The organism is Fischerella sp. PCC 9605, from assembly GCF_000517105.1.
Taxonomy (GTDB): domain Bacteria; phylum Cyanobacteriota; class Cyanobacteriia; order Cyanobacteriales; family Nostocaceae; genus PCC9605.
The window spans coordinates 162536-187509 of the sequence record NZ_ALVT01000034.1 but is presented as its reverse complement, the minus strand read 5'-3'; the positions used below and the strand labels follow the sequence as shown (position 1 = coordinate 187509).

At 40.9% G+C, this 24974-nt stretch carries 18 protein-coding genes and 3 pseudogenes; 8 read left to right on the top strand and 13 right to left on the bottom strand.

What is annotated here, in order from left to right:
• The first annotated feature begins 97 nt into the window (after window positions 1-97).
• On the top strand, window positions 98-817 hold the full coding sequence (gene pyrF / locus FIS9605_RS0101285; RefSeq protein ID WP_026730968.1) for an orotidine-5'-phosphate decarboxylase: 720 nt from the start codon (window positions 98-100) through the stop codon (window positions 815-817).
• Window positions 814-1449: a hypothetical protein gene (locus FIS9605_RS0101280; protein ID WP_026730967.1), complete on the top strand. Its 636-nt coding sequence runs from the start codon at window positions 814-816 to the stop codon at window positions 1447-1449. Before pyrF ends, FIS9605_RS0101280 begins: the two co-directional genes overlap by 4 nt.
• A gap of 353 nt (window positions 1450-1802) precedes the next feature.
• On the opposite strand, the gene FIS9605_RS0101275 is transcribed toward FIS9605_RS0101280, so the two are convergent.
• Window positions 1803-2189 carry a hypothetical protein gene (locus tag FIS9605_RS0101275; RefSeq protein ID WP_026730966.1) on the bottom strand — a complete coding sequence of 129 codons (387 nt, stop codon included), beginning with the start codon at window positions 2187-2189 and terminating at the stop codon, window positions 1803-1805.
• A 228-nt stretch (window positions 2190-2417) separates the two neighbouring features.
• On the opposite strand from FIS9605_RS0101275, the gene FIS9605_RS0101270 reads away from it, so the two are divergent.
• A complete protein-coding gene (locus tag FIS9605_RS0101270; protein ID WP_026730965.1) occupies window positions 2418-4955 on the top strand; it encodes a hypothetical protein in 2538 nt (845 codons plus the stop codon).
• A gap of 159 nt (window positions 4956-5114) precedes the next feature.
• On the opposite strand, the gene FIS9605_RS45960 is transcribed toward FIS9605_RS0101270, so the two are convergent.
• From FIS9605_RS45960 to FIS9605_RS44865, 3 genes and pseudogenes are all read right to left on the bottom strand, one after another.
• Window positions 5115-5639 (bottom strand): uracil-DNA glycosylase, encoded by a 525-nt coding sequence (locus FIS9605_RS45960; protein WP_082209715.1) that lies wholly within the window; start codon window positions 5637-5639, stop codon window positions 5115-5117.
• 117 nt (window positions 5640-5756) lie between these two features.
• A pseudogene (locus FIS9605_RS45955) lies at window positions 5757-6170 on the bottom strand (hypothetical protein); the annotation flags it as partial.
• Between the two features lie 108 nt (window positions 6171-6278).
• Window positions 6279-6887: pseudogene (locus FIS9605_RS44865) on the bottom strand (uracil-DNA glycosylase family protein); the annotation flags it as partial.
• 281 nt (window positions 6888-7168) lie between these two features.
• On the opposite strand from FIS9605_RS44865, the gene FIS9605_RS0101255 reads away from it, so the two are divergent.
• A complete protein-coding gene (locus tag FIS9605_RS0101255) occupies window positions 7169-7834 on the top strand; it encodes a phosphoribosyltransferase (RefSeq protein WP_026730964.1) in 666 nt (221 codons plus the stop codon).
• Between the two features lie 41 nt (window positions 7835-7875).
• On the opposite strand, the gene FIS9605_RS0101250 is transcribed toward FIS9605_RS0101255, so the two are convergent.
• The 7 genes and pseudogenes from FIS9605_RS0101250 to FIS9605_RS46530 form a co-directional block, all read right to left on the bottom strand.
• Entirely contained in the window at window positions 7876-9321 is a 1446-nt protein-coding gene (locus tag FIS9605_RS0101250; RefSeq protein ID WP_051469897.1) for an amino acid permease, read from the bottom strand.
• Window positions 9322-9904: 583 nt separating this feature from the next.
• Window positions 9905-11020 (bottom strand): histidine decarboxylase, encoded by a 1116-nt coding sequence (locus FIS9605_RS0101245; RefSeq protein WP_051469896.1) that lies wholly within the window; start codon window positions 11018-11020, stop codon window positions 9905-9907.
• 967 nt (window positions 11021-11987) lie between these two features.
• Window positions 11988-13114: pseudogene (locus FIS9605_RS35930) on the bottom strand (tetratricopeptide repeat protein).
• Window positions 13115-13534: 420 nt separating this feature from the next.
• Window positions 13535-14815 (bottom strand): dihydroorotase, encoded by a 1281-nt coding sequence (locus FIS9605_RS0101235; protein ID WP_026730961.1) that lies wholly within the window; start codon window positions 14813-14815, stop codon window positions 13535-13537.
• A 10-nt stretch (window positions 14816-14825) separates the two neighbouring features.
• On the bottom strand, window positions 14826-16178 hold the full coding sequence (locus FIS9605_RS0101230; protein ID WP_026730960.1) for a histidine phosphatase family protein: 1353 nt from the start codon (window positions 16176-16178) through the stop codon (window positions 14826-14828).
• Window positions 16179-16300: 122 nt separating this feature from the next.
• Window positions 16301-16906 (bottom strand): class I SAM-dependent methyltransferase, encoded by a 606-nt coding sequence (locus tag FIS9605_RS0101225; protein ID WP_026730959.1) that lies wholly within the window; start codon window positions 16904-16906, stop codon window positions 16301-16303.
• 34 nt (window positions 16907-16940) lie between these two features.
• A complete protein-coding gene (locus FIS9605_RS46530) occupies window positions 16941-17276 on the bottom strand; it encodes an S-layer homology domain-containing protein (RefSeq protein ID WP_026730958.1) in 336 nt (111 codons plus the stop codon).
• A gap of 276 nt (window positions 17277-17552) precedes the next feature.
• Between FIS9605_RS46530 and FIS9605_RS0101215 the strand changes: the two genes are divergently transcribed.
• Together FIS9605_RS0101215 and FIS9605_RS0101210 are read left to right on the top strand one after the other, a co-directional pair.
• Window positions 17553-19061, top strand: a complete 1509-nt coding sequence (locus FIS9605_RS0101215; RefSeq protein WP_026730957.1) for a UbiD family decarboxylase — start codon at window positions 17553-17555, stop codon at window positions 19059-19061.
• A gap of 404 nt (window positions 19062-19465) precedes the next feature.
• Window positions 19466-19888: a response regulator gene (locus FIS9605_RS0101210; RefSeq protein ID WP_026730956.1), complete on the top strand. Its 423-nt coding sequence runs from the start codon at window positions 19466-19468 to the stop codon at window positions 19886-19888.
• Window positions 19889-19908: 20 nt separating this feature from the next.
• On the opposite strand, the gene FIS9605_RS0101205 is transcribed toward FIS9605_RS0101210, so the two are convergent.
• Window positions 19909-20088, bottom strand: coding sequence for a hypothetical protein (locus tag FIS9605_RS0101205; RefSeq protein ID WP_026730955.1), 180 nt, complete (start codon window positions 20086-20088; stop codon window positions 19909-19911).
• A gap of 664 nt (window positions 20089-20752) precedes the next feature.
• Between FIS9605_RS0101205 and uvrC the strand changes: the two genes are divergently transcribed.
• Both uvrC and FIS9605_RS44855 read left to right on the top strand, forming a co-directional pair.
• Complete coding sequence (uvrC, locus tag FIS9605_RS0101200; protein WP_026730954.1) at window positions 20753-22651, top strand: excinuclease ABC subunit UvrC; 1899 nt, start codon at window positions 20753-20755, stop codon at window positions 22649-22651.
• A gap of 734 nt (window positions 22652-23385) precedes the next feature.
• Window positions 23386-23565 (top strand): transposase, encoded by a 180-nt coding sequence (locus tag FIS9605_RS44855; protein ID WP_072032351.1) that lies wholly within the window; start codon window positions 23386-23388, stop codon window positions 23563-23565.
• Window positions 23566-23647: 82 nt separating this feature from the next.
• Here FIS9605_RS44855 and rlmN read toward each other — a convergent pair whose 3' ends face one another.
• The gene (rlmN, locus tag FIS9605_RS0101195; protein ID WP_026730953.1) at window positions 23648-24766 is read right to left on the bottom strand and encodes a 23S rRNA (adenine(2503)-C(2))-methyltransferase RlmN; all 1119 of its coding nucleotides are present in this window, start codon (window positions 24764-24766) and stop codon (window positions 23648-23650) included.
• Between the last annotated feature and the right edge of the window lie 208 nt (window positions 24767-24974).

The window sequence follows — 24974 nt, the reverse complement described above, 5'->3', positions numbered from 1 at the left end:
TCCTCTTTGCATCCGGTGCGTCTTCCCCTCTCCCTAGTCTCCCTTGTCCTCCTTGTCCCCCTTATCCCGATCCCCGATCCCTAGATAACGAACACAGATGAACGCAGATCGAAGAATCATAGTTCCCTTAGATGTGGCTGATGAGGCAGATGCGATCGCCCTTGTCGAACAACTGCCACAAGTCAGCTTTTGGAAAGTTGGTTTAGAGTTGTTTACTAGTACGGGGCCGAAGATTCTCCAAGAGTTAAAATCCCGGCAAAAGCGAATTTTCCTGGATTTGAAGTTTCATGATATCCCTAACACCGTCGCTGGTGCCTGCCGTGTAGCGGCACATTACGGTGTTGATTTGCTGACTATTCATGCTACAGCTGGTAGAGATGCCCTGAAAGCAGCAACGGATGGAGTGCAAACAGGAGCAGCACAAGCGGGTGTAGAACCACCAAAGCTAATTGCGATTACACTGTTAACTAGTATTTCTTCCCGACAGTTGGCGTTTGATTTAAGGATTCCTTTAGAATTGCCAGAGTATGCTTTAGAAATGGCACTGATGGCGCAAGAAACTGGATTAGATGGGGCGGTTTGTTCGCCTCAAGAGGTAGCGCAGTTGCGAGATAGTTGCGGGAGTGACTTTGTGTTAGTTTGTCCGGGAGTGCGTCCTACTTGGGCAGATAAAGGAGATCAAAAGCGATCGCTTACTCCAAAGCAGGCATTGCAAGCAGGAGCAAATTATCTCGTCATTGGGCGTCCTATTACTGCTGCTGCCGAACCTGAGTTAGCCTGGAAAAAAATTTGCGACGAGTTAGCAACGGTGACATGAAGTCCAAAGCTAGGAAGAAAAAGTATGGCTTGTGGCTTGTAGCTTGTGGCTTCTGGTTTTTCATCTCAAATTGGCTTGATGACCAAGCATTCGCGCAGAACCTTACCTCCCCTAACCCCTCGCCGATAGCACAGGAGAATGATAAAGATAGGGTGAGGTCTGTTTGCTTAGAACAAGATATAGAAACATTAACTACGCAACTTCTGCGCGATTTACCTAGTTATACTAATCGAATTATTCAACGCGCTCGCCGCCTCAAGAGGTCAACCGACGTTTACGGTTATATTCTAGTCGCAGGAAAACCAGAGTTTACACCGCTACCTCTAAACCCAACCGAAGATACTGGCGAAGAATCAAAAAACGCTTCCAAAGGTGTTGAACAAGTGTTTTTTACTACTTTAGAGCGGCAGTATGTAGGTAAAAAAGCCGTAGAATTACAACAATTCCATTGGTTATTTTTAACAAAAGCCAAGAGTGGTTGGTGGATGGTGACAATGTTTTCTCAAACTGGTTTCTATCCAAAGAAAAATCCCCCGACCCCCCCGCGAGATAGCAGTAACGGCGCTGTTGCTGAAGGAATTAAGACGTGGTTAAGAGATTGTCGTGCTGGAAGTGTGCGATTTGGGAAGTAAAAGGGATTGGGGATTGGGGATTAGGGATTAGGGATTGGGGATTGGGGATTGGGTATTGGTAATTGGGATATTACCTAATAGTGGCGATCGCAGTGGGAATATAAAGTGATTATCCGAACTTGATATTATTCCTAAATTTGTGGTTATTTAGTAAATTCACTTTTTTCTCCCAGTGATTATTTTGTTTTGTTGATTGCAGAAAAAAACGGATGTGCAAAGCTGAAGCTTCAGCAGCATCCGTCGTGGTTGTTCCCATCGATGAGCTGTTAACAGAGATTTATTAGATTATTCGGATTTATTCAAAAAATGCATGAGGTGGAGCTGCGCTACCATTACTCCAAGCTCGGCAACGCTTAATTCCAGGGCTTTATTCCGTGGACTACTGATGGCCAAAACTGGAACCCGTATCGACCGTTATCTGCACTATGTAGGATCAAAATAGTCGCATAACCTTGCTGTAGACGAAAAGTCTCAAATAATGCGCTATTAAGTTTTGCTAGAACCTGTTCTACGGTTTCCAAGGTTTCCCGCTGTCTAGACAGCGGAGGCGTATTCCAGACAGCTAGGTCTTCTCGTGCAATTGGGAAATATTGATAATCTCCGCAGCGGCACTCGACTTTGTACTGACCTTGATAAGGGCAGCATCGGATTTCTATAAGTCCAGTGTGATTAGATTGTTGAAACCCAGCTATCCTTCGTTCGCAGTAGTCAAGAATTTTCTCTACTGCTTCGGGAGGCATAATCTAGTTTTACACTGTAAATATCATGTGCATGTAAATATTAAAATCACATATAAAGGTAATATTTTGTATTTTAAAATACAAAAAACAGTTTTTTTGTAAGTTTACTGAACATGTAAATTGTAAAGCGATTTATAATTGATATTACGTATACATAAATACAAAAAACAGATGTTGATCCTGTTTAAATGTCAATAGGATTTACATTTAAGAATTATAATAAAGGTCATGAGCAGAGAAAGCGTTGGAAACCAAGAAGCACTACGCGAGATGCTTCAGTTTTTCCTAGACAAAATGGGAGCAACGCAGGTAGAACTCTCAGAAGGAATGGGTGTTAGCCGACCAGTCGTAATTGATTTTTTGAATAAGGGAAAGGAACGATTGCCGGTTGACCGTGAAGGATTGATCAAACTGTGCAATAATCTTCACAATCGTAGCGCATCCAAGAAAAAATCAAAAAGAGAGAGTGACGAAAGCTCACAAAAAATAGAATCTAATCCTGACAAACTACGAAAGTTGTTGGGAGAGATTGGGGCTGACGAGCTACTGGAGTCTGCTGGTTTCTTGCCAGAGAACCGCTATAGTGTTATTCGAGTTACCCCAGAAAGATTTTTTCAAGTTGCCAAGATAGCTGCATTACTTGAGTTGCTAGAGTTTGAAGATTTACTATCTACAACCCAAGAGTTCTTCGCAATTGTAAGCAACAAGATAGCAATTGCAAGCAAAGAGCTTTTTCGAGAACATCGCCAGTATCATGACAATGATTCTCTAAGATATCTCATTGATAACCTTTGGAAATCTCAGCCAACACTGGGCTTAAAACTGAGGCTGGAAGTGATTGATAAGCTGCATCACGCCTGGGAAGGACTAAAAGCTGGAGGTAAGACAAACTTTACCCAGCAAGAGGCGATCGCACTTTTCCTTAGTATTGTTATTAAGGAACAAATGCCCAAAGATGTAGCGAATCTTCATATCAGAGTTAAAAAGCTGGAATTTAGAACTCTATCTCGGTCTGTCAATTATGAAGAAGAATATAGCGATTTATACCATCAGTTTGTAAAGATCGCTAATCAAGCAGAATTTGATCTGAATACTCCAGGTGCACGCTCAACAATGCAACTAGAAGCACAGTCACTCGATTCACTCAATCCAGTGATTATGGCAGTAGTAACCTGTAGCTTTAGCCATGATGGCAGGTCTAGTGACCTACTTGAATGGATGTACACCTCCAGCAACACAATGGTGGAGAATGCTATTGGTGCTTGTAGCCTACATATGGGCTTTACAAAGGAGTTAGCTAATGTCACATTATCAACAAAAACCCTCGATAGCAGTATTGATTCATTGGTTGAAACAACGGTAATTCTGGGAAATCAGCAACAGTATCAGGGGATTTGGGTTGACCGAGATTCGATGATCACTATGCTGCAAGCGATCGTCTGTGCAGCAAGGCAATGGGTAGCAGATCAGAACAGAAATGATAGACTCCACTTGGAAAAATATGGTTCAGCATGTAAAGTCCTCTCGGAATTGAGGAAGCGATTAACTATAGCAAGGAAAGCTTTTCAAAATTTTCAGTTTCTTGATAAAGAGTGTGAGTTCGCTGAGATTAAGAGGATTGCTGATACCGCTAAGGATGAATTGAAAAAAATTCCCAAGGAAAATATTTACTTTTCCTATCGGCTCAACTTCTACCGCTGCTATTTCCTCGCAAAACGACTAGAACTGAGGCTGTCAATTTTCCAAGGCAACATTATTAACGCCAAACAGCTTATTCAAGAAATTAAAGAAGTTCTTGAAGAAGACCAACAAGCAAAGCAAGAGCTTATTCCTATCCAGGCTCTCATCCAGTCAGAAATCTATTTGTATGAGCTTTCCTGCGGACATGAGCCAGATTTATCTGAATCCAGTCAGAGAAGTAAATGGCTGGGATTAGAAGGATGGGAGAGTAAAATTAGAGGTGCAATTAAACCAGGCTCTTGCTATAAAGATCCTGGTTTGGATGTTTATCAAGCCTTATCTGAAATTTATGGGAATGCTGCGCGGATAGAGTTTTATCTTTCAGATGAGAAAAATACACTTGAAGAAGCCGCAGAAAATTTTCTCAGAGCTGCTCATTATGCATCACGCATTGGTTTAACTCAGCGGATGGCTCGATGGCTAGCTTTAGCAGGACGAGTCTGGGTAAGGCTCGGAGATGCTAATTTGTCAAGACAAGCATTTAAGTTTGCTGATAACCTTGCTAAGGCTGACTTAACAACTGGTCATAGCGAGAATTTTCGCCAGGCAGTTCTTTCAGAAATTTATTTGCTCGATGGGGAATATCAGCTTTTAATTCAAAATGACCCTACCAACGCTTTAGAGTGTTTTTTAAAGGCACTTAAGGGGTCTGTATACTTAGGCTTAAACCGTCGGATGTGTGATGCACTCTTCAATATTTCCAGGTGCTCGAAGAAGCTTAGCAACTTGAGCATTAAAGGAGGACTGAGCAAGGTTTTTAAGGAAGACGATCAGTTAACTAAGTCAAACAAAAGCAAACTGAATAAAATGAGCAATTACACTTCCGAGAAAGTTTTAGATTTACTGTGTAATCTATGGAATGGAGAAGACAATCCTAACTGGTTTCAAGTGCAGGGTGAATTTTCTAAGCTGGCTGCCGATACTTGGCAAGGATGGCATCGTGATACATCTGAGTCTGGTTCAACGACGAAACACCCCATTGCCAAGTGTATAGAAAGCGAATCTTGGCTTTGTCAAGTTAATTGAACATTGTGGTGCGTTAGGACGGCGTTCTAACGCACCTAATAGTAGTGGTCTACCACACCAAGTTTGCTGAGTTCGTAGTAAGCACTTTAGTGCTTAATTGAGCGCAGACAGCGCTCACTACGAACCATATCAAACCATTAAAGTTCGATTGGCAGACTACTAGTCCCTTGCTGCCAGAATTTCATCGTACTTAGCACGCACAGCTTGAATATCTTGCCACATCAACCACTTGGGACTACCAACTTCACGAGACTGATTACGCAGCAAGTAAGAAGGGTGAAAAATCGGCATGCATAAACGTCCTTCCCACTCCATCCAGGTTCCGCGAATTTTGGTAATTCCTCGCTTATCATTGGTTAAAGCTTTGACAGCAGTTGCACCCGTCAACAGAATGATTTTAGGGTCAACCAGACGAATTTGTTCTAGTAAATATGGTTTACAAGCCGCCATTTCTTCAGGTGTCGGAGTCCGATTACCGGGAGGACGGCAATTATGTACAACGCCTGCGGGTGTTACAAAGTTGGCTGTATCTTCAACATCAATGCAGTATACCAGATAGGAATCTGGCTTTGGTGGTAATAGTGTTTTGTTAACTGGTTTCCAGTAGGTTACAACAGCTTCTTCTTGGTAGGCTTTCAAATTAAAGGGAATACTATGTAATTCCTCTGGTAATTTGTACCGCATAGAAGAAGGTACATATTCTGCGATATTCTCTAAAAATCTAATTCCTTCACCATATCTGAAACAAAGTCTCCAAGTAGATCTAAAAACTGCATAGGTCTGATAACCTTGACTTGCAAAATAATTAATAACTTTTTCAACTGTTTCTTTTGTAACGTCTCCTAACGGGATTTCAACATCAATATCTTGTCTGACTTTTCCATTTTTGGTTTTTCTCCTCCAATAGCCATCATCCATGTACCAGATGGCTAAACCAAAGTTGTCTAGCTTTTGTAGCGCTGCAAAGGGAAAGTCTTTTTTACCATTGGCATACCATTCCTGACGTAGATCGTGCAGGTAGTAAGTTTTCGCCAATCCCATACTAATGGCTCTATGACTATTGCCATTTTGGGTTTTAGCCAGATATTCTCTCAGTTGTGGTCGAAAACCATTTAAAACTCTTGTTTTGAGTTTTAAATAAGCTTCCTGCTGAATACTGTGATTTTCAAGATATGCACCATTAGAACCAATACAACTATCACCTAGCAAAGAACCTAGTAATACTTGTAAGCCTCTTTCTCCAGGTGCGGGTGTACCAGTGGCAACTAAGTCATCATCTTGTAATTCTTCAACTGTAATCCAGCCTCGTTGGGTGAGAACTGGATGATCGCCTGTGGCAATATAGCCTACTTCACCTTTGTTACTACTTTTGCCATTTTTGAAAGACACCTTATAAAGAGGTCTACCTGCAAGTTTTGACCTATACCAACCAGTGACTTTCTTCCAAACAAGGCTACCATCATTATCAACACTCAAAACCTCACCATCCCAGTGGTTTTTCACAATCCAGTTCAGTCGTTTGGCTCCATGTTTAGTGAAAACTCTTGTGTCACCGTGAAGGCATTTATTGACATTGGATATGTATACATCTTTCTCAGTATCTAGTTTGACAGATGCCAAAATTTTCTCTAGTAACTGTCCTGCTTTTCCGACAAACGGTAATCCGGTTTCGTCTTCATTTTGACCTGGTGCTTCCCCCACAATCATAATGGGTGCTTTGAGGTTCCCACGCCCAACAACTGCATGAGTACGGGTGTCTCCCAATGAACAACGATGGCACTGGTTGCAATGCTGTGCCAATTCAGTCATATTGGCATATGTCCCTGGAGGAATGGGAATTTTGGCGTCCGTGGGAATCAGTTCTTTTTGGTCAAAGTTGGATTCCTCAGAGTTGGATTCCTCAAAAAGGCTGAGTTGATGTTCGTTACTCATGAAACTTGAAATATTAATGTCAGCGTAAGCTATCTAAATCTAAGTAAAATATTGAGTCGAAAATAGTCCATGCTAAAAACAGCAGCAGTGCTTTTTTGTATATGTTTATACTAAATACTATAAACTCTTCTGCATGTTTCTAGATACTTATACTTAAGTAGTGTATAAACGTTTCAAAAATGAAAGCTTTTCCCAGTTTAACAAAATACGAATATTAATTCACTTCAATAAAAATCTGTCAAGATCGAAGCAATGGCATTGTCATATGCTGGGGAAAAACCATGCCGCATACCCCACTTTTTAGCGATCGCACTCAAGCCGGAGAGGAACTGGCACAAGTTATCCATAAGACTCTCAATCAGCAAGCAAATGAATCTGGGATAAAGCCAGCACCAATCGTCTATGCTTTGCCGCGAGGAGGGCTAGAGGTGGCGGCACCAGTTGCACAGCTTTTGAGTTGCCCGTTGACGATATTAGTAGCAAAAAAGATTAGCCATCCTGAAAATCCAGAGTTAGCAATTGGTGCGGTAACTGCTTGCGGTAATGTTCTTTGGGCTCAACCAAGAAGAATGTACCAAAGACAGAATTTAGAGTGGCAAAAAACAGCTTTAAATAAAGCTATTAACCAAGCTAAATCCTTGGAAGCAGAATTAAGTTTTGCTTGTCCGCAGGTGAATGCAGAAGGCGCAACAGTAATTATTGTTGATGATGGGATTGCGACGGGAATGACTATGGCAGTAGCTGCTGCTGCTACCAAAAGACATTCTCCAAGACAGGTTTGGCTATGTGCGCCTGTTGCACCTCTGAAATTACTACCTTGGTTGCGTCAGTGGGGCGATCGCACAATCGTTTTGGCAACACCGGAACCATTCGCAAGTGTTAGTAATTTTTATCTAGAATTTCCCCAAGTAGAAACAAGTGAAGCTCTGATGTATCTTCAACAATAAAAGGAGTTGCCAGCAGCAAGGAAACTGATTAGAGGAATATATCATAGTGTTTTCTTGATTGCTGCTATTTCCTCAGGCGCTTGAGCAACTAATTGATTTCTACTAAAGAAAAAGTAGAGAACTGCTAAGCCCATCACAACTGCAACGCCCAAGATAGCAGATTGGTAAGTTGGTACAGATAAGCAAGCAATCAGGGCGAAAATAGTTAAGATCGCTCCGACAGCTGCTCCTTTTCTTCCTAATCGGCTTTTATAGGATCTCGGTAACTCAGGACTACTGAACTTGAGCTTGATGTAACTTAACATGACCAGAACGTAAGAGATCAAGGCTGCAAGAACAGACATATTTAAAATAACTGCATCCACTGCATCGCTACCGAGATCAACTAGCATTACACAGATCAATCCAACTACTGTACCTAGAATTAATGCTCGGTAAGGGGATTGGTTTTTGTTAGTGACTGAAATCCAACGCGGTATATATCCAGCTCTAGAAAGAGCAAAAAGAATGCGCCCATAACTGTAGATTAGAGTTAATAAGCTAACTCCCAAACCCAGACTTAGGGCGATCGCTGTGATGATGTTGCTAGTAGAACCCTTCCCAAAGTAAGCCTCTAACCCTGCTGACAACGGTACATTTGATTGACCAATTGCAGCAGCACCACCACCTACACCTGAGTTCAGCACTAGAGTCAAAACTGAAAGAACAATCAGGGTAAACATTGCTGATTTCAGTCCTCTCGGCATATTCTTGGGCACGTTATCGGTTTCTTCGCTTGCCAGTGAAAGTGCTTCGATTCCCAGGTAGAACCAGATAGCATAGGGTATTGCTGCAAAAACACCTTGCCAGCCTTTCGGTAGCCACATTGGCGATCGCCCCAGATCGGCAGGAACATTAAACAGCAGTTCCAGCTTGAAAACACCCGCTCCTAGCATACTCACATAGAATATGCCTAACACCATAATTGCTGCCAGAGTTAGCCAAAAACTCACATATAGGCTCAGTTCCATACTATGGATACAGATTGCTACGCCAATTACATAGACAAGTAGCCATACAAAGGAACTTGGCACAGGGGAAATCAAAGGCTTGAGGTAATTGCTCATACCAGAGGCGATCGCGGCAGTAGCAAATACATACTCAACAGCAACGGCTACACCGCAAATATAGCCCCAAAACGGCCCAAAGGCATTACGAGTAAAGGAATAGAAGCCTCCAGCATGGGGTAGTGCTGCTGACAGTTCAGCAACAGCGTAGATTATGCATATGTACATGATTGCCATTAGCAAAGTAGCAATGGCTAATCCCCAGAAGCCACCTACCAATAGACCATAGTTCCATCCAAAAAAATCACCAGAGATGACAGCACCTACACCTAAGCCCCACAACAACAACGAACCAGCACCAACTTTCAGTTGTCGTCGCTTTAAATAGTTTTCGGGAACAACTTCGTAAATAAAAATACTTTTATGGTGTTTTACGGACATATCCTATTTTCAACAAAGCTGATATCAAAATTGCGATCTAAGGAAATACCTGTAGGCGAAGAGAAAATGTCTAATGAACTAAATATATAGTTCATCATTCAGATCTGAAAAACCTGATGGTAAAAATGCTTGTTTATGATGTCATTCTAAATATGTTTCCAAGGTGACTGTTTAGGAATATTGGATAACTAAAAAGTTAGATGGAGACTTTGTGTTTTTTTTTTGAAATAAGCAAATCAAAGAAGCTGAGATTGAGTTTTCAATCCCAATAATTTGCTTGTTTTCTAAATAAACCAGATAGAATTCCCCTAATTTTGGAAGTTTTTTGCTTCCCAAAAATAAATATTGTAATTATAACACGTTTTCACTAGTATCTTGTTTTAGTTTCTACTATAGAATGAGCAACAACAGTACAAGCATAAAGTGTATTTTTTAACTATCAAGCAAAAATCAAGCAGATATAGTTAGTGCAAGCATCCTATTATACGGATATATATAATGCCAGCATTGCAATTTCCGAAATATTTAGTCTGAGTTCAGTACAGACAAAATTACTTTGTATGATATTTTATATTTTACGTTTTTAATCGAGATATCTAAAACCTTTTAAATCAGTAATGAAAGTATCTATTTTATGTCTATTTATATTTTGCATTACTACCATATGTGCCCAATCACCTTGGGTAGCTAATTGCCATTTTTTAACTAGTTGTATAGGAGGCTTTTTAAAAACGACTGTATTAGAGAAATTGTTAAGCATGCAAGGATAGTTCAATAGCTGGAGGTTATTAAAAAGATACTGAGAATTCTCCAGACAAAATTCAACTTCCTTTGCTAATCCTTGATAGTCTTTTTTCTTTAAGGCATACCAGAGAAAAAGCGGAGCATGACCATTTCTAGATCCTAGAATAGTAGTATCTTTCGACCCAATATAGTCGATACTGGTCTCAATTTTATTGACAAATTCCTTTCGGGTTAACACTACTCCACAAACTAAAGGAGAACCAATGAATTTGTGACCAGAAATAGCAATGCTACTGATAGGTTTAGTAAAGTTAACTTGAGGAGCATTAGCTACAAAAGGCAACATCATTCCTGATAAGGCTGCATCACAATGGATATAAAAATCCTGTATCTGATTTCTTTTTAAGATATTTAATACTACATCTAAGTTATCAATGGCTCCCTTCATGGTGGTGCCAATATTTAAATTTATGATTATAGGTCGCCTACTATTCTGTTGAATCATTTCTTCAAAATGATCGTATTCTATCTCTCCCGTTGGTTGGGAATTGACAACCACGTGTTCAATCCTAAATAATCTTGCTGCTTTGGCGACTGAATAATGACTATCCTCGGAAGAGTATAAAATTCCATCTGGATATACTTCTCTTCCCAGCCAAATTCCATATAAATTTCCCTCTGTACCGCAGGAAGTAATATAACCCCAAGAGTCGTCGTCTGGTAGTTTATATAGATTGGCAAAAAAGTCTAATACTTCTTGTTCATACTTACGGGAATCAATAGCATAATTAGATTCTACATATGGGTCTCCTAAGTTGTTTAATGTGAAATTAAACAAATTTAGTAAGGGAGTATAGTCATAAGATAAGTTATAGGGATATCCGGTAGCAAATTCTCTGCGCTTTTCCAATTCTTTCAAGAAAGATAGCAATTCTTCTCCAACTGAATCAGACATGATTGAAGACCTCTAACAAAAACTGCAACTACTTTCCGATCGGCAATTCATAATTAATGACCCTCTTTGTTTAGACTCAGTGTAGTTAGGCTGTATTTGCTTGCCTCAACTTCTTGTCACCTCATTTACCGAAGTACAAAGGGGTAATAAAATGGAATTATAATTCAATAATGACAACACTAGTTATACCACGCTAACTAGTTGCTAAAAATTGAGCGATTGTGTGTGTTACTGCGCTTATACCTCCTTTTATAGTGGGATAAAAGCTGAATATATAAACTAGCAACACTAACTGCGAATAAATTTATCTAGTTACGAAAACAAGGTTGTAAAATAAAAATGAAATGGCTGCAAAAAAGATGACTGTTATTAAATAAATAACCTATGGTAAGCTGAGTTAAGAACTCCAGTATTACTAATTATTTATTTTTGTAGCGGTAAGAAATAGGTAAGAATATAAATCTGGAGAATGGTAATTGACAGCATCAATTGTCAGCGAGAACACATACATAATAGATTAGCTCGGATTTCACTGCTCCAAAGATGTTAAATTAAATAGCTATCTTTCACAAAGAGTATTTTTACTTAATATTAAGAAAATTTTAAAATTAGTAGATTGTTTTGATTATGCAAATTCAAATTTAGTTTTTTCACTCCAGCTTAAATAGCATTAAACTTGAGCAGTAATATTTTTTACATTTTTAGTAATTGAAGAAGCAACAGAGAGTGTAAGTTAGTAATTTCAATTGTTTTAGTCTTTAAACTATATAAAGTAATTCCAGCTATAAATAAGGATGCTAGTCCTGCATCTTTGAGTGCGGCATTGTTGGTAATTATTGCAACACAAAAGCACTCTAGTCAAATGTTGAGTTGTAAATTTGATGGAGTTTCTTACTAGCTTTAACGTCCTGGAAGAAGTACTCAAGCATCCTTCACTAAATAAGACGATAAGGGCGCAAATTGAATTCTAGTTCCTAATTCTCTTAACAGGATGGTTGTTCTCATCCCTACTCTGCTGTTGGTATTGCATTGCTTTGGCATAATCACCTAAGGCGTAACAAGCTATTCTGAGACTGGCAAGGTTTGTTCTTCGCTACGGCGATCGTTGAGAGTTTTAGCTAGCTCCAAACGTTCTTCATAGTAAGCAACTGCTTTGGTATAATCACCCAAAGCTTCACAAGCAACTCCTAAACTACCTAAGCACTGTTCCTGAGTACGTTGATCTTGGATTTGCCTAGCTAATTTCAAACGTTCTTCATAATACACGACAGCTTTAGTATATTGCCCCATAGCATAGCAAGCATTACCTAAGTTCTTGAGTACTTGAATTGCACTGCGGTGGTTATTGAGTGAGCGTGATATTTTTACACACTGCTCATAGTAATCAATTGCTTTGGTGTAGTTTCCCAAAGCATAACAAGCATTGCCCAGATTCTTTAGCACCTGTTCTTCGCCCCAATTATCTTGAAGCCGTCGTATAATTACTAAGCTTTGCTGCTGCAACTCAATAGTTCGCGACAAGTCTCCCAAGGCTTTGTAAACCAATCCTAGATTATTCAGTGCTGCTACCTGACTTCGCTCATCTTGTAGTTGCTGTGCTATCTGCAAGCACTCTTGTAAATATTCAGCTGCCTTGTGATTATCGCCTAAGTGACGATAAGCATTACCTAGATGAGAAAACCCTTGTACTTGTAGCTGCAAGTCTTCTGCATCTTTTGCTAAAGATATACATTGCTGGGAGTAAGAAATTGCACTTTTGTAGTCCCCTAAAGTGTAAACTATCGAAGCTAGACAACAAAGGGCTTGTGCCTGTCTTTGGTAGTCTCCAGCAACCTGAAATAATGACAAGGACTGTTGTAAGGAGATAATTGCAGCAGGTAACTCACCAGTTTGCTGCTGTTGAAGTCCTTGCTTAAGTAGCCTAAATGCTTCTGATGTCTGGTCTTCCCAATCCTGTGGAACTTGGATTTCTGCTGATGAATTTTTGTGAAATTCATGGGTGATTGTACCACGTTTCCTTGCTTGGAGATATGTTTCTGATATTTGCAAGGGAAGCGTGTTTTTTGAGCTAGGATTAAATCCGCCTTTCCACATCGATACTTTCTCTATTAATTTTGATGATACATTTAGTGTTCCCAGAAGCTGGATGTATCTTTACATGGGGCGGAAATGATTTTTCAAGCAAGTTAGCAAGGAATGAAGGTATATTAATCAAGCGATCGCCACTCTTTAAAGTCAGGAAAAGTCAGAAGATGAAACTTAACAGCTTTTCAATTCTGACTTTCCCTATAAAAGCAAGCAACTTTCGTAGGCTTTTGAAAATTATCTGCGTACTATTCTTTAAATAGTATCAAAAAAAACTCATACCAAGTTGTGTTCAGATATAGCAATTCGTGCCCTCTCCCCCTCCCCTCTCCCAATTTGGCAGAGGGGTGCCGACAGGCAGGGTGAGGGAAGTACTATCTTTGACTGCAACCTAGTATCACTTCTCTGATTCATTGTTATTTGCTATTTTTAACACCAAATTTGCACTACTTGACCTGTTAGTTGTTGTCCAAACCAAGGTGTATTCTGTGAGAGTGTATGGAGATTTGACCGATCAACTTTCCAGCTTTGCTGGGGGTCAAATAGAGTTAGTTCAGCTTTTTGACTAGGTGCGATCGCACTCATACTTTGTTTTAAACACTCTGCTGGACGACTACTCAACGCCTGCCACAATTGTAAAGCTGTGAATTCACCAGTTTCTACCAAATACTGCCACAACAAGGGCAACGCTAATTCTAAACCGATCGCCCCCGGCGGTGCTTCGGCAAATGCCACTGTTTTTTCTTCGTAAGTATAGGGCGTGTGGTCAATGGCGATCGCATCTACAATACCTGTGCGTACTGCCTCCCGCAACGCTAACAAATCATCAGGATTACCTAAAGGCGGTTCTAAACGCAAGCTGGTATTATAGCTTTTAATCACTTGCGTATCGAGCAAAAGATGCATCCAGGTAGTGCTGGCGGTGATGGGCAAACCTTGAGCTTTTGCTGATGCTATTAGTTCCACACTACGGGCGGTAGAGACGCGCATAAAATGTACTGGCGTACCCGTAGCAGCAACCAATTCTATGAAAGCGGAGATAGCAGAGGTTTCCGAAGCCACAGGATTTCCTGGTAAACCAAAGCGGATTGAGTCTGGGCCTTCGCGCATGACTCCATTCGCCATCAACTGGCGATCGCAGCACCACAGCGCTATGGGCTTACCCAAAGGTTGGAGATATTCCAACACTCGCCGTACCAGTGCCATATTTTCCAAGGGCTGACCATCAGCAAAGCCAACTACTCCTGCCGCTGCTAAATCTGCAAATTCCGTCATTTGCTTACCAGCAACATCGAGGGTGATAGCACCCCAGATGTTGAGATGGGGTGAGGTTTTCTCCCCAACTCCCCGCCACCCCAACTCTCCACCTCGCTTCAACAACTGCGACACCACAGCGGGATTATCAATGGGTGGGGATGTGTCCGGTAAAATGCTGATTCTTGTAAAGCCGCCAGCAGCAGCAGCTTGTAATAAAGACGAGAGGGTTTCCCGTTCTTCAAACCCCGGTTCACTGGAGTGGCTATATAAATCCACTAACCCCGTTCCCAACACTAATCCGTGACCATCTCGGATGTGAGTGTCCTGTGGCACATCCGAAATGCTACTGGCAATTGACCGAATGTAGCCTTCACCAATCAGCACATCCGCTATTTGGTCAGTTCCAGAAACCGGGTCGATAACCCGTACTTGTTGTAATAATTCACTTGTCATACCATAACTCTTACAAAGCCCCTGCTGCGGTTTTATCCAGCACACCTCCACCCAAATGAGCGGTAATATTCATCGCTTGCACCACTGGTAAACCACTCAATCCTAAGGGGTAGTCAATAACGCTGACTGCGCCATTGCCCTGGCGGAAATTCCAGAAATTTTCTGATGATAAACCCAGAATATGACAAAGCAAGGTTTTATTAGTAGCATCGTGAGCAACTACTATTCCGGTTTGGAGTTGGTTTGCTAGTGCAGCTTGGATAGTAGACTGCCAAGCTGCGATGCTGCGTTCCCACACCTGTTGCAAATTTTCCCCTGCGGGCATTTGTACTTCTGTTGGTAGAGTGCGCCAGCGCTGCAACTCTCCTGGAAACTCTTGCTCGATTTCTGATTCTAATTTTCCTTCCCAGAGTCCGTGACTAATTTCTCTAAAACCATCTTGTAATTCTAACTTTACACCAGGATGGTTCTGTAATATTAGTTCAGCTGTTTCTTTAGGACGCAACATTGGGCTGCTGACAGCAAAATCAACTGCTACATCTTTGAGAAATGCAGCAGCTTTTTGTGCCTGTAGCCTACCGTTATCGTTGAGAGGAACATCAATTTGACCTTGAAATTTGCCTTGGCGATTCCACTCAGTTTCTCCATGCCGGATCAGCAGCAAACGCACACCCTGATGGTTTGGTCGCAGCGAAGGCAGAATTTCTCCCATGTGTTGGGTCTGGTTCATTGACTCTAGCTGGACTGGTTCTCCCAATCCACCAGAGAAATTTAACACGCTAACACCACAGTTAGATTGCTGGATGGAATGATAACGAGATGGAGAAATGCCGAGTGCCGTACTGATTAAAGCTCTATTAATGCCGTTATGTCCTACAATCAACATGGTTTCGCCTTGATGGCGGGACAGAACTTCTTGCCAAAACTGCCGTGCCTGTTCGTACAAAGCTAAGACAGGAAAATGTTCTCTGCTTCCATCAGCATCTTTGACAAGCATCTGTAGTTGATGGGGTTGTTCTTGCCAGATGCGGTAATCTTCGGGAAACTTCTGTTTGACTTCAGCCGAGAGCATTCTCTCCCACAAAGGCAAGTCAATTTCTAATAATTTATCGGAAGTTTGAGCAACAATAGACTGCTCAGAGTTGATTGCAAGTGAATGAGAAATAATATCTGCTGTTTCTTTTGCTCGCTGTAGAGGACTGCTGTAAATTGCATTAAATGAAATATTACTGAGGGCTTTGCCTACTAAACTGGCATCGTTACGACCTTTTTCAGTTAATTTAGACGCATCGGTGCGCCCTTGAATACGTTTTTCGGTATTATACGTGCTTTGACCGTGGCGCACAATGATCGCTCGAGTCACTTTATGCCCTCCTCTATCTCAGAGACTCATTTTACTGCAAGAAGTTATTTCAGAGGGTAGAAGCAACTCATTTCTCGCTGAGGATAGTTATTGAAGCTTGTCTGCCAGTATTTAAACAGGGTTCAATATTTTTCCAAAATACTAAATAATGCTCGTGGCAGTGGGTCTAAAGTACCCTGGTAAACCGTTTCATGAATAGATATAACATTGAAGCGATCGCCAAAAATTTCTGTAATTTCTTCGGGTGTAAATCGATAGGGGCCCCCTTCCCTTGTTTCCAAATGGCTAAAGCATTTTAGGAACAAGTAACCTTTGGGCTTGATTAAACCATGTACAATACGAACGTAGTCTTGCCTTAAATCAGGATTAAATACATGGAAACAGCCCCGGTCAAACACAAAGTCAAACTCTTGGTTAAGGTGAGTATTAAAAATATCATCCTGTCTAAAAGAAATACTTAGACCTTGTTCTTTAGCTTTACTTTCAGCCTGACTCACAGCTGCTTGGGAAATATCTGTAGCAGTAACTTGAAAACCCCGTTTAGCTAAGGCGATCGCCTGCGTACCCGGCCCAGTACCAAGATCCAATACCGTCCCTGTTTGGATATTTAGCTTTATTAAGGCTTGCTCAAGATCCACATCAAGATTCGGATTGTACCAAGGCATAGTTTCAACTTGGCGTTCTTGATACAAATTATTCCAATCGGGCAACTCGCGTTGTTGATTCATGATCTGTGTGTATCGGTGGTCGATTGAAAAAAAATCATTTTTGAATATTATCAACTCGCTGATTAAGTTCTCGAAGTTGTCTATTTAACTCTAGTTGCCGCTTAATCAAAACCTCAAAGTCTGCTTTCGTTGCCAAGTTAGCCCTATTGGGAATCAGTTCATTCACCTGATTTAAACAAGCATTCATGCCAGCAGCAAATTCATAGCGAGTTACTGGGCGCGAACCGCGATATGTACCATCAGAATAACCAGACAAGCAACCTGGTTGAGGCGTAGTGCTGCGTCCGTCGCTTGGGGTTTGTGACAGCGTTATTGATGGGTAGAAAATCACTGTTGCCAGTACTAAGGCAGCTGGAGTAATTTTAGACATTGTTTGAAGCTCCATGCCATTTACTTTTTACCTTAATCTTAGACTAGCGGCTAAAAGCTAGGGATACCCTGTTAAGGTTGGGCGAAAAGACATTTCAATCTTGGTGTCTTAGTGTCTTAGTGGTTTAATAAAGACATTTTTTCACCACCAAGACACAAAGACACCAAGCAAAATCTTATTTGTGTTGCTCACACTTTCACAGAAGTAAGGTTAGAGGCTTGGGAATAAGATAATAAAAAGGAGCGCTTCATAGTTCTTAAAAATTTTTCTAAAACAATGGCAAGAGATTTACGAGGATTTATCAAGCTTGTGGAAGAAAAGGGACAATTACGGCGAATTACAGCGCCAGTTGACCCAGATTTAGAAATTGCGGAAATTTCCAACCGGATGCTGCAAAAAGGTGGTCCGGCGTTGCTGTTTGAAAACGTCAAAGGTTCATCCATACCTGTAGCAATCAACCTGATGGGGACGGTGGAAAGGATCTGCTGGGCGATGAATATGCAGCATCCCCAAGAGTTGGAGGAACTGGGGAAAAAGTTGGCGATGCTGCAACAACCCAAACCGCCAAAGAAGATTTCTCAGGCGATAGATTTTGGAAAGGTGCTGTTTGACGTATTGAAGGCGAAACCAGGACGAGATTTTTTCCCTGCTTGTCAGCAAGTAGTCATGCAAGGGGAAGATTTAGATTTAAATAAGTTACCTTTTATACGTCCTTATCTTGGTGATGCTGGCAAGATTATCACGCTGGGGCTTGTGATTACTAAAGATTGCGAGACGGGTACGCCAAATGTAGGTGTGTATCGCTTACAACTCCAATCTCACAATACCATGACCGTTCACTGGTTATCGGTGCGGGGTGGGGCAAGACATTTACGCAAAGCAGCAGAACGTGGGAAAAAATTAGAAGTAGCGATCGCTCTTGGTGTAGATCCTTTAATTATCATGGCGGCTGCTACACCGATTCCAGTAGATTTATCTGAGTGGCTGTTTGCTGGACTTTACGGCGGTGCAGGCGTGCAGTTAGCAAAGTGCAAAACTGTAAATTTGGAAGTTCCCGCCGATTCCGAAATTGTCTTGGAAGGGACGATAACACCAGGGGAAGTTTTGCCAGATGGCCCTTTTGGCGATCACATGGGTTATTACGGTGGTGTGGAAGATTCGCCTTTGATTCGCTTCCACTGCATGACGCAGCGCAAAGACCCGATTTATTTAACCACATTTAGCGGGCGTCCACCGAAAGAAGAAGCAATGATGGCGATCGCCCTCAATCGTATTTATACTCCGATTCTGCGGCAACAAGTTTCTGAAATCGTGGATTTCTTCTTGCCAATGGAGGCTTTGAGTTACAAAGCGGCGATTATATCTATTGATAAAGCCTATCCTGGGCAAGCACGACGGGCAGCATTGGCGTTTTGGAGTGCCTTACCGCAGTTTACATACACCAAGTTTGTGATTGTGGTCGATAAGGACATCAATATTAGAGATCCGCGTCAAGTGGTGTGGGCAATTAGTTCTAAAGTTGACCCCACACGGGATGTATTTATTCTGCCGAATACGCCCTTTGATAGTTTGGATTTTGCCAGTGAAAAGATTGGTTTGGGCGGACGTATGGGAATTGATGCTACTACGAAAATTCCGCCGGAAACCGAACACGAATGGGGTGCGCCTTTGGAGTCAGATCCGGAAGTGGCGGCGATGGTTGAGAGGCGCTGGGCTGAGTATGGTTTGGCAGATTTGCAGTTAGGGGAAGTTGACCCGAATTTGTTTGGTTACGATTTGAAGTAGAACCCCACCCCCTACCCCCTCCACGCAAGCGAGGAGGCAGGGTGGTTTCATACAACCGTAGAAAAATGAGAATACTGGTATTTATAAATTTATGGCTTATCCTAGTAGAATCTTCTAACAGACAAAGACACCTCTGGATTATTTGCCACCACATCACTGAGGTATAGTACCTACAAAGATTCGCTGTGAGTAATTAAAAAAAGAAAAATTACCACAAGTTTCTCAATTTTTACTCAAAAAAGTTTAACTTTAGCCTAAGTTTGTATTTTAGGATAATATCTAGTAAGCAATCAGTACTGATGGAGATATATTGATTTTAATAATATTAATAGCTTTTAAAGACGAGAGTGGTTTTAAATTTTGGCAATAATTGTTGACTTTTGTGCAAAAATGAATAGGTAGAGATGTCAGCGCAATTACTTACTATTAAACAGCAATTTCAATCACTTATAAGTAGAAGAATTCTACTAATTGAGGATAATGATATCAATAGAATGTTGCTTAGTGATTATCTAAGTTATTATAGATATGAAGTCCAAGCTTTGCCAGAGGGGGCTAATTTTTTTGCAACCATAGATAAATTCCAACCAGATCTAATTTTATTAGATTTAAAATTACCAGATATTGATGGTTATTCTCTCTTAGAGAAAATCCAGCAAGAAACAAATTTATCATGCATACCCGTGTTTGTGGTATCAGCTTTTGCTTTTAAGTCAGATCAGGAACGAGCCATGAAATTAGGCGCTCGTCGTTACTTTGTTAAACCTGTAAATCTGACCGAATTGATTCTAGCAATTGAAGAAGAGTTAGCTTGTAAGCGTATATAAAAGTTGTCTGAAAAGATAGATTATTCTGTTTTTTGTTGAGTCATGAATTCTTCAAAAACCTGACTTAAATTTTGTACATTATTACCAATTTTAGATATTTTAATTTGTACTTGAGCTAACATTAACATAGCTGCTTGCAACTCGTTGAGAGTGTCAGCCATAGCATCGCGATATTGAGATTCAAAATCTTGTATATTCATTATTTATTCCTAATTTAAATATGTTTTTGATATAAAATAAATCATAATATACATATAGTAGTTTATAAATCCGTTATTCTGCTTAATGTTTTTTAAAGCATCTATATAATAAATATTGAATTTTATTAAAAAAGTATTAGAGTAGACGCGCTAATACTGGCATGACAAGGGTAAAACGATGCATTATAGCTTTCTTGTGGGATGGGCTTCTAGCCCGTCCGATGCGGACAAGATGTCCACACCACAAGATTTATATTTATGCACCAAATTAGCCCGGTCACGCTACTACCAAGTTAAGATTTACTTTATAAATAGTCTCTAAATTATAAACAGTAGACGACTTTATAGGAAAATTAAAAAATTAAAGATAAAAAAATAGATGTTGGTTGGAAAATAAGGGATTACCTAATTGAATAAAAAACTTTATGCCCAAATTAAAAACCAATTAAATATCTGAAGATGAAAGGATAATAAACCTATGAACATATATTTTTTATGGAAATTACAGACTTAATCAACAAGAGATATTGAGGCTCTGGTAAAGCTTCGTTTATAACTAAGTAGAAGCCATCAAGCAGAAGGGAAAATATCAAATCAACAACCAAGAACAGTATTTTTACTTAAAATATATATAGGTAAATTGTAAAATTACCAAAATCTGGTTGTGACAACATCTGCTCAAACACTGCCACTAGTAAAAGATCTAGAACGTCTAGAAAACCGTCTTGCTGAAATTCCGTCGGAACCGGGAGTTTATTTGATGCGAGATGGGAGCGATCGCATTATATATATAGGTAAATCACGAAAACTGCGATCGCGTGTCCGTTCTTATTTTCGAGAATCACAAAAACTGACCGAACGTATTGCCACAATGACAAGGCAGGTGACAGAAATTGAATTTATCGTCACCGATACAGAATCTGAAGCCTTGGCGTTAGAAGCTAACCTGATCAAGCAGCACCAACCATACTTCAACGTGCTGCTGAAAGATGATAAAAAATACCCCTACATTTGCATCACTTGGTCAGAAGACTACCCGCGTATCTATATCACCCGCAAACGCCAGTTAGGCAACCAAAAAGATAAATACTACGGCCCTTATACTGATGCTCACTTACTGCGGGAAATCTTGCGCTTGTGTAAGCGGATATTCCCCCTGCGACAACGACCCCAACCACTTTTTAAAGACCGTCCTTGCTTGAATTTCGATTTAGGGCGCTGTCCAGGTGTGTGTCAATCGCTAATTACTCCTGAAGAATACCGCAAAACCGTGCAAAAAGTAGCGATGGTGTTCCAAGGACGAAGCAGTGAACTCATCGACGTCCTTACAGAACAAATGCACAAACAAGCAGAAGCGCTGAACTTTGAAGCAGCGGCGCGGATTCGCGACCAAATTGCTGGGTTACAATCTCTGACAGCGGATCAGAAAGTGTCTTTACCGGATGATACTGTTTCCCGAGATGCGATCGCTTTAGCAGCCGACACCCAACACGCCTGCATTCAATTATTCCAAATTCGTGCTGGGCAATTAGTTGGTCGCCTTGCTTTCATCGCCGAAGTCTCCTCCCCCTCTCCCACTCCTCCCTTAGAACTGGGAGCAATCTTACAACGCGTCTTGGAGGAACACTACCAAACTGCCGATGCAGTGGAAATTCCTACAGAAATTTTGGTGCAGTACGCATTGCCAGAACCAGAGATACTGGGGGATGTGCTGACGCAGCGTAAAGGCAGAAAAGTAACGATTGTGGCTCCTCAGCGGCAAACTAAGGCAGAATTGATCGAGATGGTAGAGCGAAATGCTCAGTATGAATTGCAAAGAATGCAAAAATTGAGCGATCGCAACCAACAGGCAATAGAAGATTTAGCCACCATCCTCGATTTACCTGACTTACCCCGCCGCATCGAAGGTTATGACATTTCCCACATCCAGGGGTCAAATGCTGTAGCTTCTCAAGTTGTGTTTATCGATGGTTTGCCCGCCAAACAGCACTATCGGCACTACAAAATTAAAAATCCCACAGTCACAGTCGGACACTCTGATGATTTTGCTAGTCTCGCCGAAGTTATTGGGCGTCGCTTCCGCAAGTATGCTGAAGATCCAAAATTGGCACGAATTGGAAATCCTGACTGGCCGGATTTAATTATGATCGATGGCGGCAAAGGTCAGTTATCCTCGGTTGTAGCAGTCTTGCAAGAAATGAATTTATTGGAAGACTTGCGTGTCGTCAGTCTTGCCAAAAAGCGAGAAGAGATCTTTCTACCAGGAGAGTCTGAACCACTTGCAACCGACGCAGAACAACCGGGAGTACAACTTTTGCGACGGTTGCGAGATGAAGCGCATCGATTTGCTGTGAGTTTTCACCGTCAGCAACGCAGCGATAAATTGAAGCGATCGCGTTTAGATGAAATTCCTGGTTTAGGACACTATCGCCAAAAGCAGCTTTTGGGGTATTTTCGCTCTGTTGACTATATTCGGCAGGCCACACCTACACAAATAGCTGAAGTGCCGGGCATTGGTTCACGTTTGGCTCAAGAAATTTATGATTATTTTCATCCTTCTTGAGAGATATATATCCAATGCTAATTCTTTGATTATGCTGAAGAACACCTGAGAAGAAATCATGGGTAATTGATTATTGGGGAAACCCAATACCCATTACCCATTACCCATTACCCATTACTAATCATTAGATTAGCAAACACAGCTAAATAAAATTCATCTTTTTTTTGAATTTTTTCTTAAATTTTATTGCGATAGTTAAATCACAATTTCAATAGCAATAAAAAGCAAGTCTCAACTTAAAATTTACATTTTGTTACTCAAACCAAAAATTTGTTAGTTTTTTATCTATTTGTGACTAACATTCTGTCTTATAGAAGCATCTCATCCATAATTCGCGTTGATATACTCTTTTTGCAGTCACGAGGTAAGGTCAGTACTAAACGCAAAAACTTCTGTCTTACTCCCAGAAGTTGGTATAGCTTCTACCAGTAAATCCAAATTCAAATGATTACAAGTTTAGTAATCTCAAGGCATTATCGGTGGGGATCAGCAAATCTATAATAGGCTGGAACATAAATAAAAAGTTTTATATCTAAAGTTGGATGATTAAATAGTGTAAATCTTAAGATAATAAAAAAAATTAACATCTCTCAAACTTTCTAGGCTATTTTGATGTAAAGCCAGAAAATAAAATATTGCTTTTGGTTAAAAATGGAAAACCAAAAGATTAACTAGTTGAATTGACCTGCTGTTTTTATAAACAAAATATCATCATGATATCCAGGGATTTTACAATGCATATAGCACAAAACATTCACTGTCCAAATTGTGGCAGTGAAGGTGAAAGATATTATATTTCTGATAGCCAATTGACGCGGACACAATGCCAACACTGTGATTATTTGATGGTATGTTGCACGCGTACAGGGAAAGTAATTGAGGCTTATGCCCCTGGAATTTATGCACCTCGATAATTAGGTTAGTGGATAGTGGATAGTGGATAGTGGTAAACAAATAACTACTAACTACTAACTACTAACTACTAACTACTCATACCTATTGCTTGCTTGCCCGCAACTGTCCACAAGCGGCATCTGCTTCTAAACCACGAGAATAACGCACGCTGACAGCGATATGATGTTGTTTGAGGACTTTGACAAAGGCTTGAATGCGATCGCGGTTAGGGCGTTTGTAGTCAACTTCCGAAATAGGATTGTAGGGTATTAAATTAACATGGGTTTGGAACCCTCGCAGCCTTTTTGCCAGTTCGGCAGCGTGTTCTGGCAGATCGTTGACACCGGCAAGGAGAATATATTCAAAAGTAACCCTGCGTCCTGTGATTTCTACATATTCTCGACATTCGGCCAGTAAATCATCAATCTTGAAGGCGCGGGCAGTAGGAATGAGTTTTTCCCGCAGTGCTTGGTTAGGTGCGTGGAGACTCACCGCTAGGGTAACTTGCAGTTCGTGTTGGGCAAACTGACGGATGCGATCGCGTATCCCCACTGTAGAAACAGTCATGCAACGCTGTCCAATGCCCACATCTTGATTAAGGGATTTGATGGCTGCAAGGACATTATCTGTATTCAGCAACGGTTCACCCATACCCATAAATACAACGTTGCTAACCCTTTGCTGAAAATCTTCTTGAACCGTCAACACCTGATCGACAATTTCGTGCCGTGTCAAATTGCGCTTATAGCCGCCTTTACCAGTGGCACAGAAATCACACGCCATCGGACAACCTACCTGAGTTGAGACGCAAACCGTCAATCTTTCTAAGGATTTGGGATTTTCCCCCCCTCTCCCACTCTCCCACTCTCCCCCTCTCCGATAGGTAGGGATGCCGACAGTTTCAATGATAAATCCATCTGCCAGTTGCAGAAGATATTTGACAGTACCATCGGGAGCAACAGAGCGGTAGTGTATGGTAGAACGTCCAATGGGAATATCTGCGACTTCTGCACGCCATTGTTTGGGAAAGACAGAAACATCAGCAAGCGATCGCACTCCCTTGTTGTAGATCCAATCATGCAGCTGCTTGCCTCGGTAAGCGGGTTGTCCCTGCTGCTGCACCCAAGCAGTTAACTCCGCCACCGAAGCACCTAGTAGCGGAGGAATTGCTATTGTTTGGATGGGTGAGTCAATCTGGGACAAAACAGAAGTAGCAGACATAGGAAATTATTAAGTGTGTGCCGGATCTCTATCCTACAGCTTCTCACTCAAAGCTGGGGTTAACTGGGTAGCTTTGTGCTGAATGGGAATTTCAATTTGCATAATATAATTTTATTTACAAGCATAAAATAACCGGGTTTTTGAATAATTTATATGAAAAACCCGATTTTAAAGAAATTTATCTAAAATTCAACTGTAAATTAGAAAG

Coding starts and splice junctions, on each gene's coding strand:
- pyrF (WP_026730968.1), top strand. CDS start 98: ATGAACGCAGATCGAAGAATCATAGTTCCCTTAGATGTGGCTGATGAG.
- FIS9605_RS0101280 (WP_026730967.1), top strand. CDS start 814: ATGAAGTCCAAAGCTAGGAAGAAAAAGTATGGCTTGTGGCTTGTAGCT.
- FIS9605_RS0101275 (WP_026730966.1), bottom strand. CDS start 2,189: ATGCCTCCCGAAGCAGTAGAGAAAATTCTTGACTACTGCGAACGAAGG.
- FIS9605_RS0101270 (WP_026730965.1), top strand. CDS start 2,418: ATGAGCAGAGAAAGCGTTGGAAACCAAGAAGCACTACGCGAGATGCTT.
- FIS9605_RS45960 (WP_082209715.1), bottom strand. CDS start 5,639: ATGCGGTACAAATTACCAGAGGAATTACATAGTATTCCCTTTAATTTG.
- FIS9605_RS0101255 (WP_026730964.1), top strand. CDS start 7,169: ATGCCGCATACCCCACTTTTTAGCGATCGCACTCAAGCCGGAGAGGAA.
- FIS9605_RS0101250 (WP_051469897.1), bottom strand. CDS start 9,321: ATGTCCGTAAAACACCATAAAAGTATTTTTATTTACGAAGTTGTTCCC.
- FIS9605_RS0101245 (WP_051469896.1), bottom strand. CDS start 11,020: ATGTCTGATTCAGTTGGAGAAGAATTGCTATCTTTCTTGAAAGAATTG.
- FIS9605_RS0101235 (WP_026730961.1), bottom strand. CDS start 14,815: ATGACAAGTGAATTATTACAACAAGTACGGGTTATCGACCCGGTTTCT.
- FIS9605_RS0101225 (WP_026730959.1), bottom strand. CDS start 16,906: ATGAATCAACAACGCGAGTTGCCCGATTGGAATAATTTGTATCAAGAA.
- FIS9605_RS46530 (WP_026730958.1), bottom strand. CDS start 17,276: ATGTCTAAAATTACTCCAGCTGCCTTAGTACTGGCAACAGTGATTTTC.
- FIS9605_RS0101215 (WP_026730957.1), top strand. CDS start 17,553: ATGGCAAGAGATTTACGAGGATTTATCAAGCTTGTGGAAGAAAAGGGA.
- FIS9605_RS0101210 (WP_026730956.1), top strand. CDS start 19,466: ATGTCAGCGCAATTACTTACTATTAAACAGCAATTTCAATCACTTATA.
- FIS9605_RS0101205 (WP_026730955.1), bottom strand. CDS start 20,088: ATGAATATACAAGATTTTGAATCTCAATATCGCGATGCTATGGCTGAC.
- FIS9605_RS44855 (WP_072032351.1), top strand. CDS start 23,386: ATGCATATAGCACAAAACATTCACTGTCCAAATTGTGGCAGTGAAGGT.
- rlmN (WP_026730953.1), bottom strand. CDS start 24,766: ATGTCTGCTACTTCTGTTTTGTCCCAGATTGACTCACCCATCCAAACA.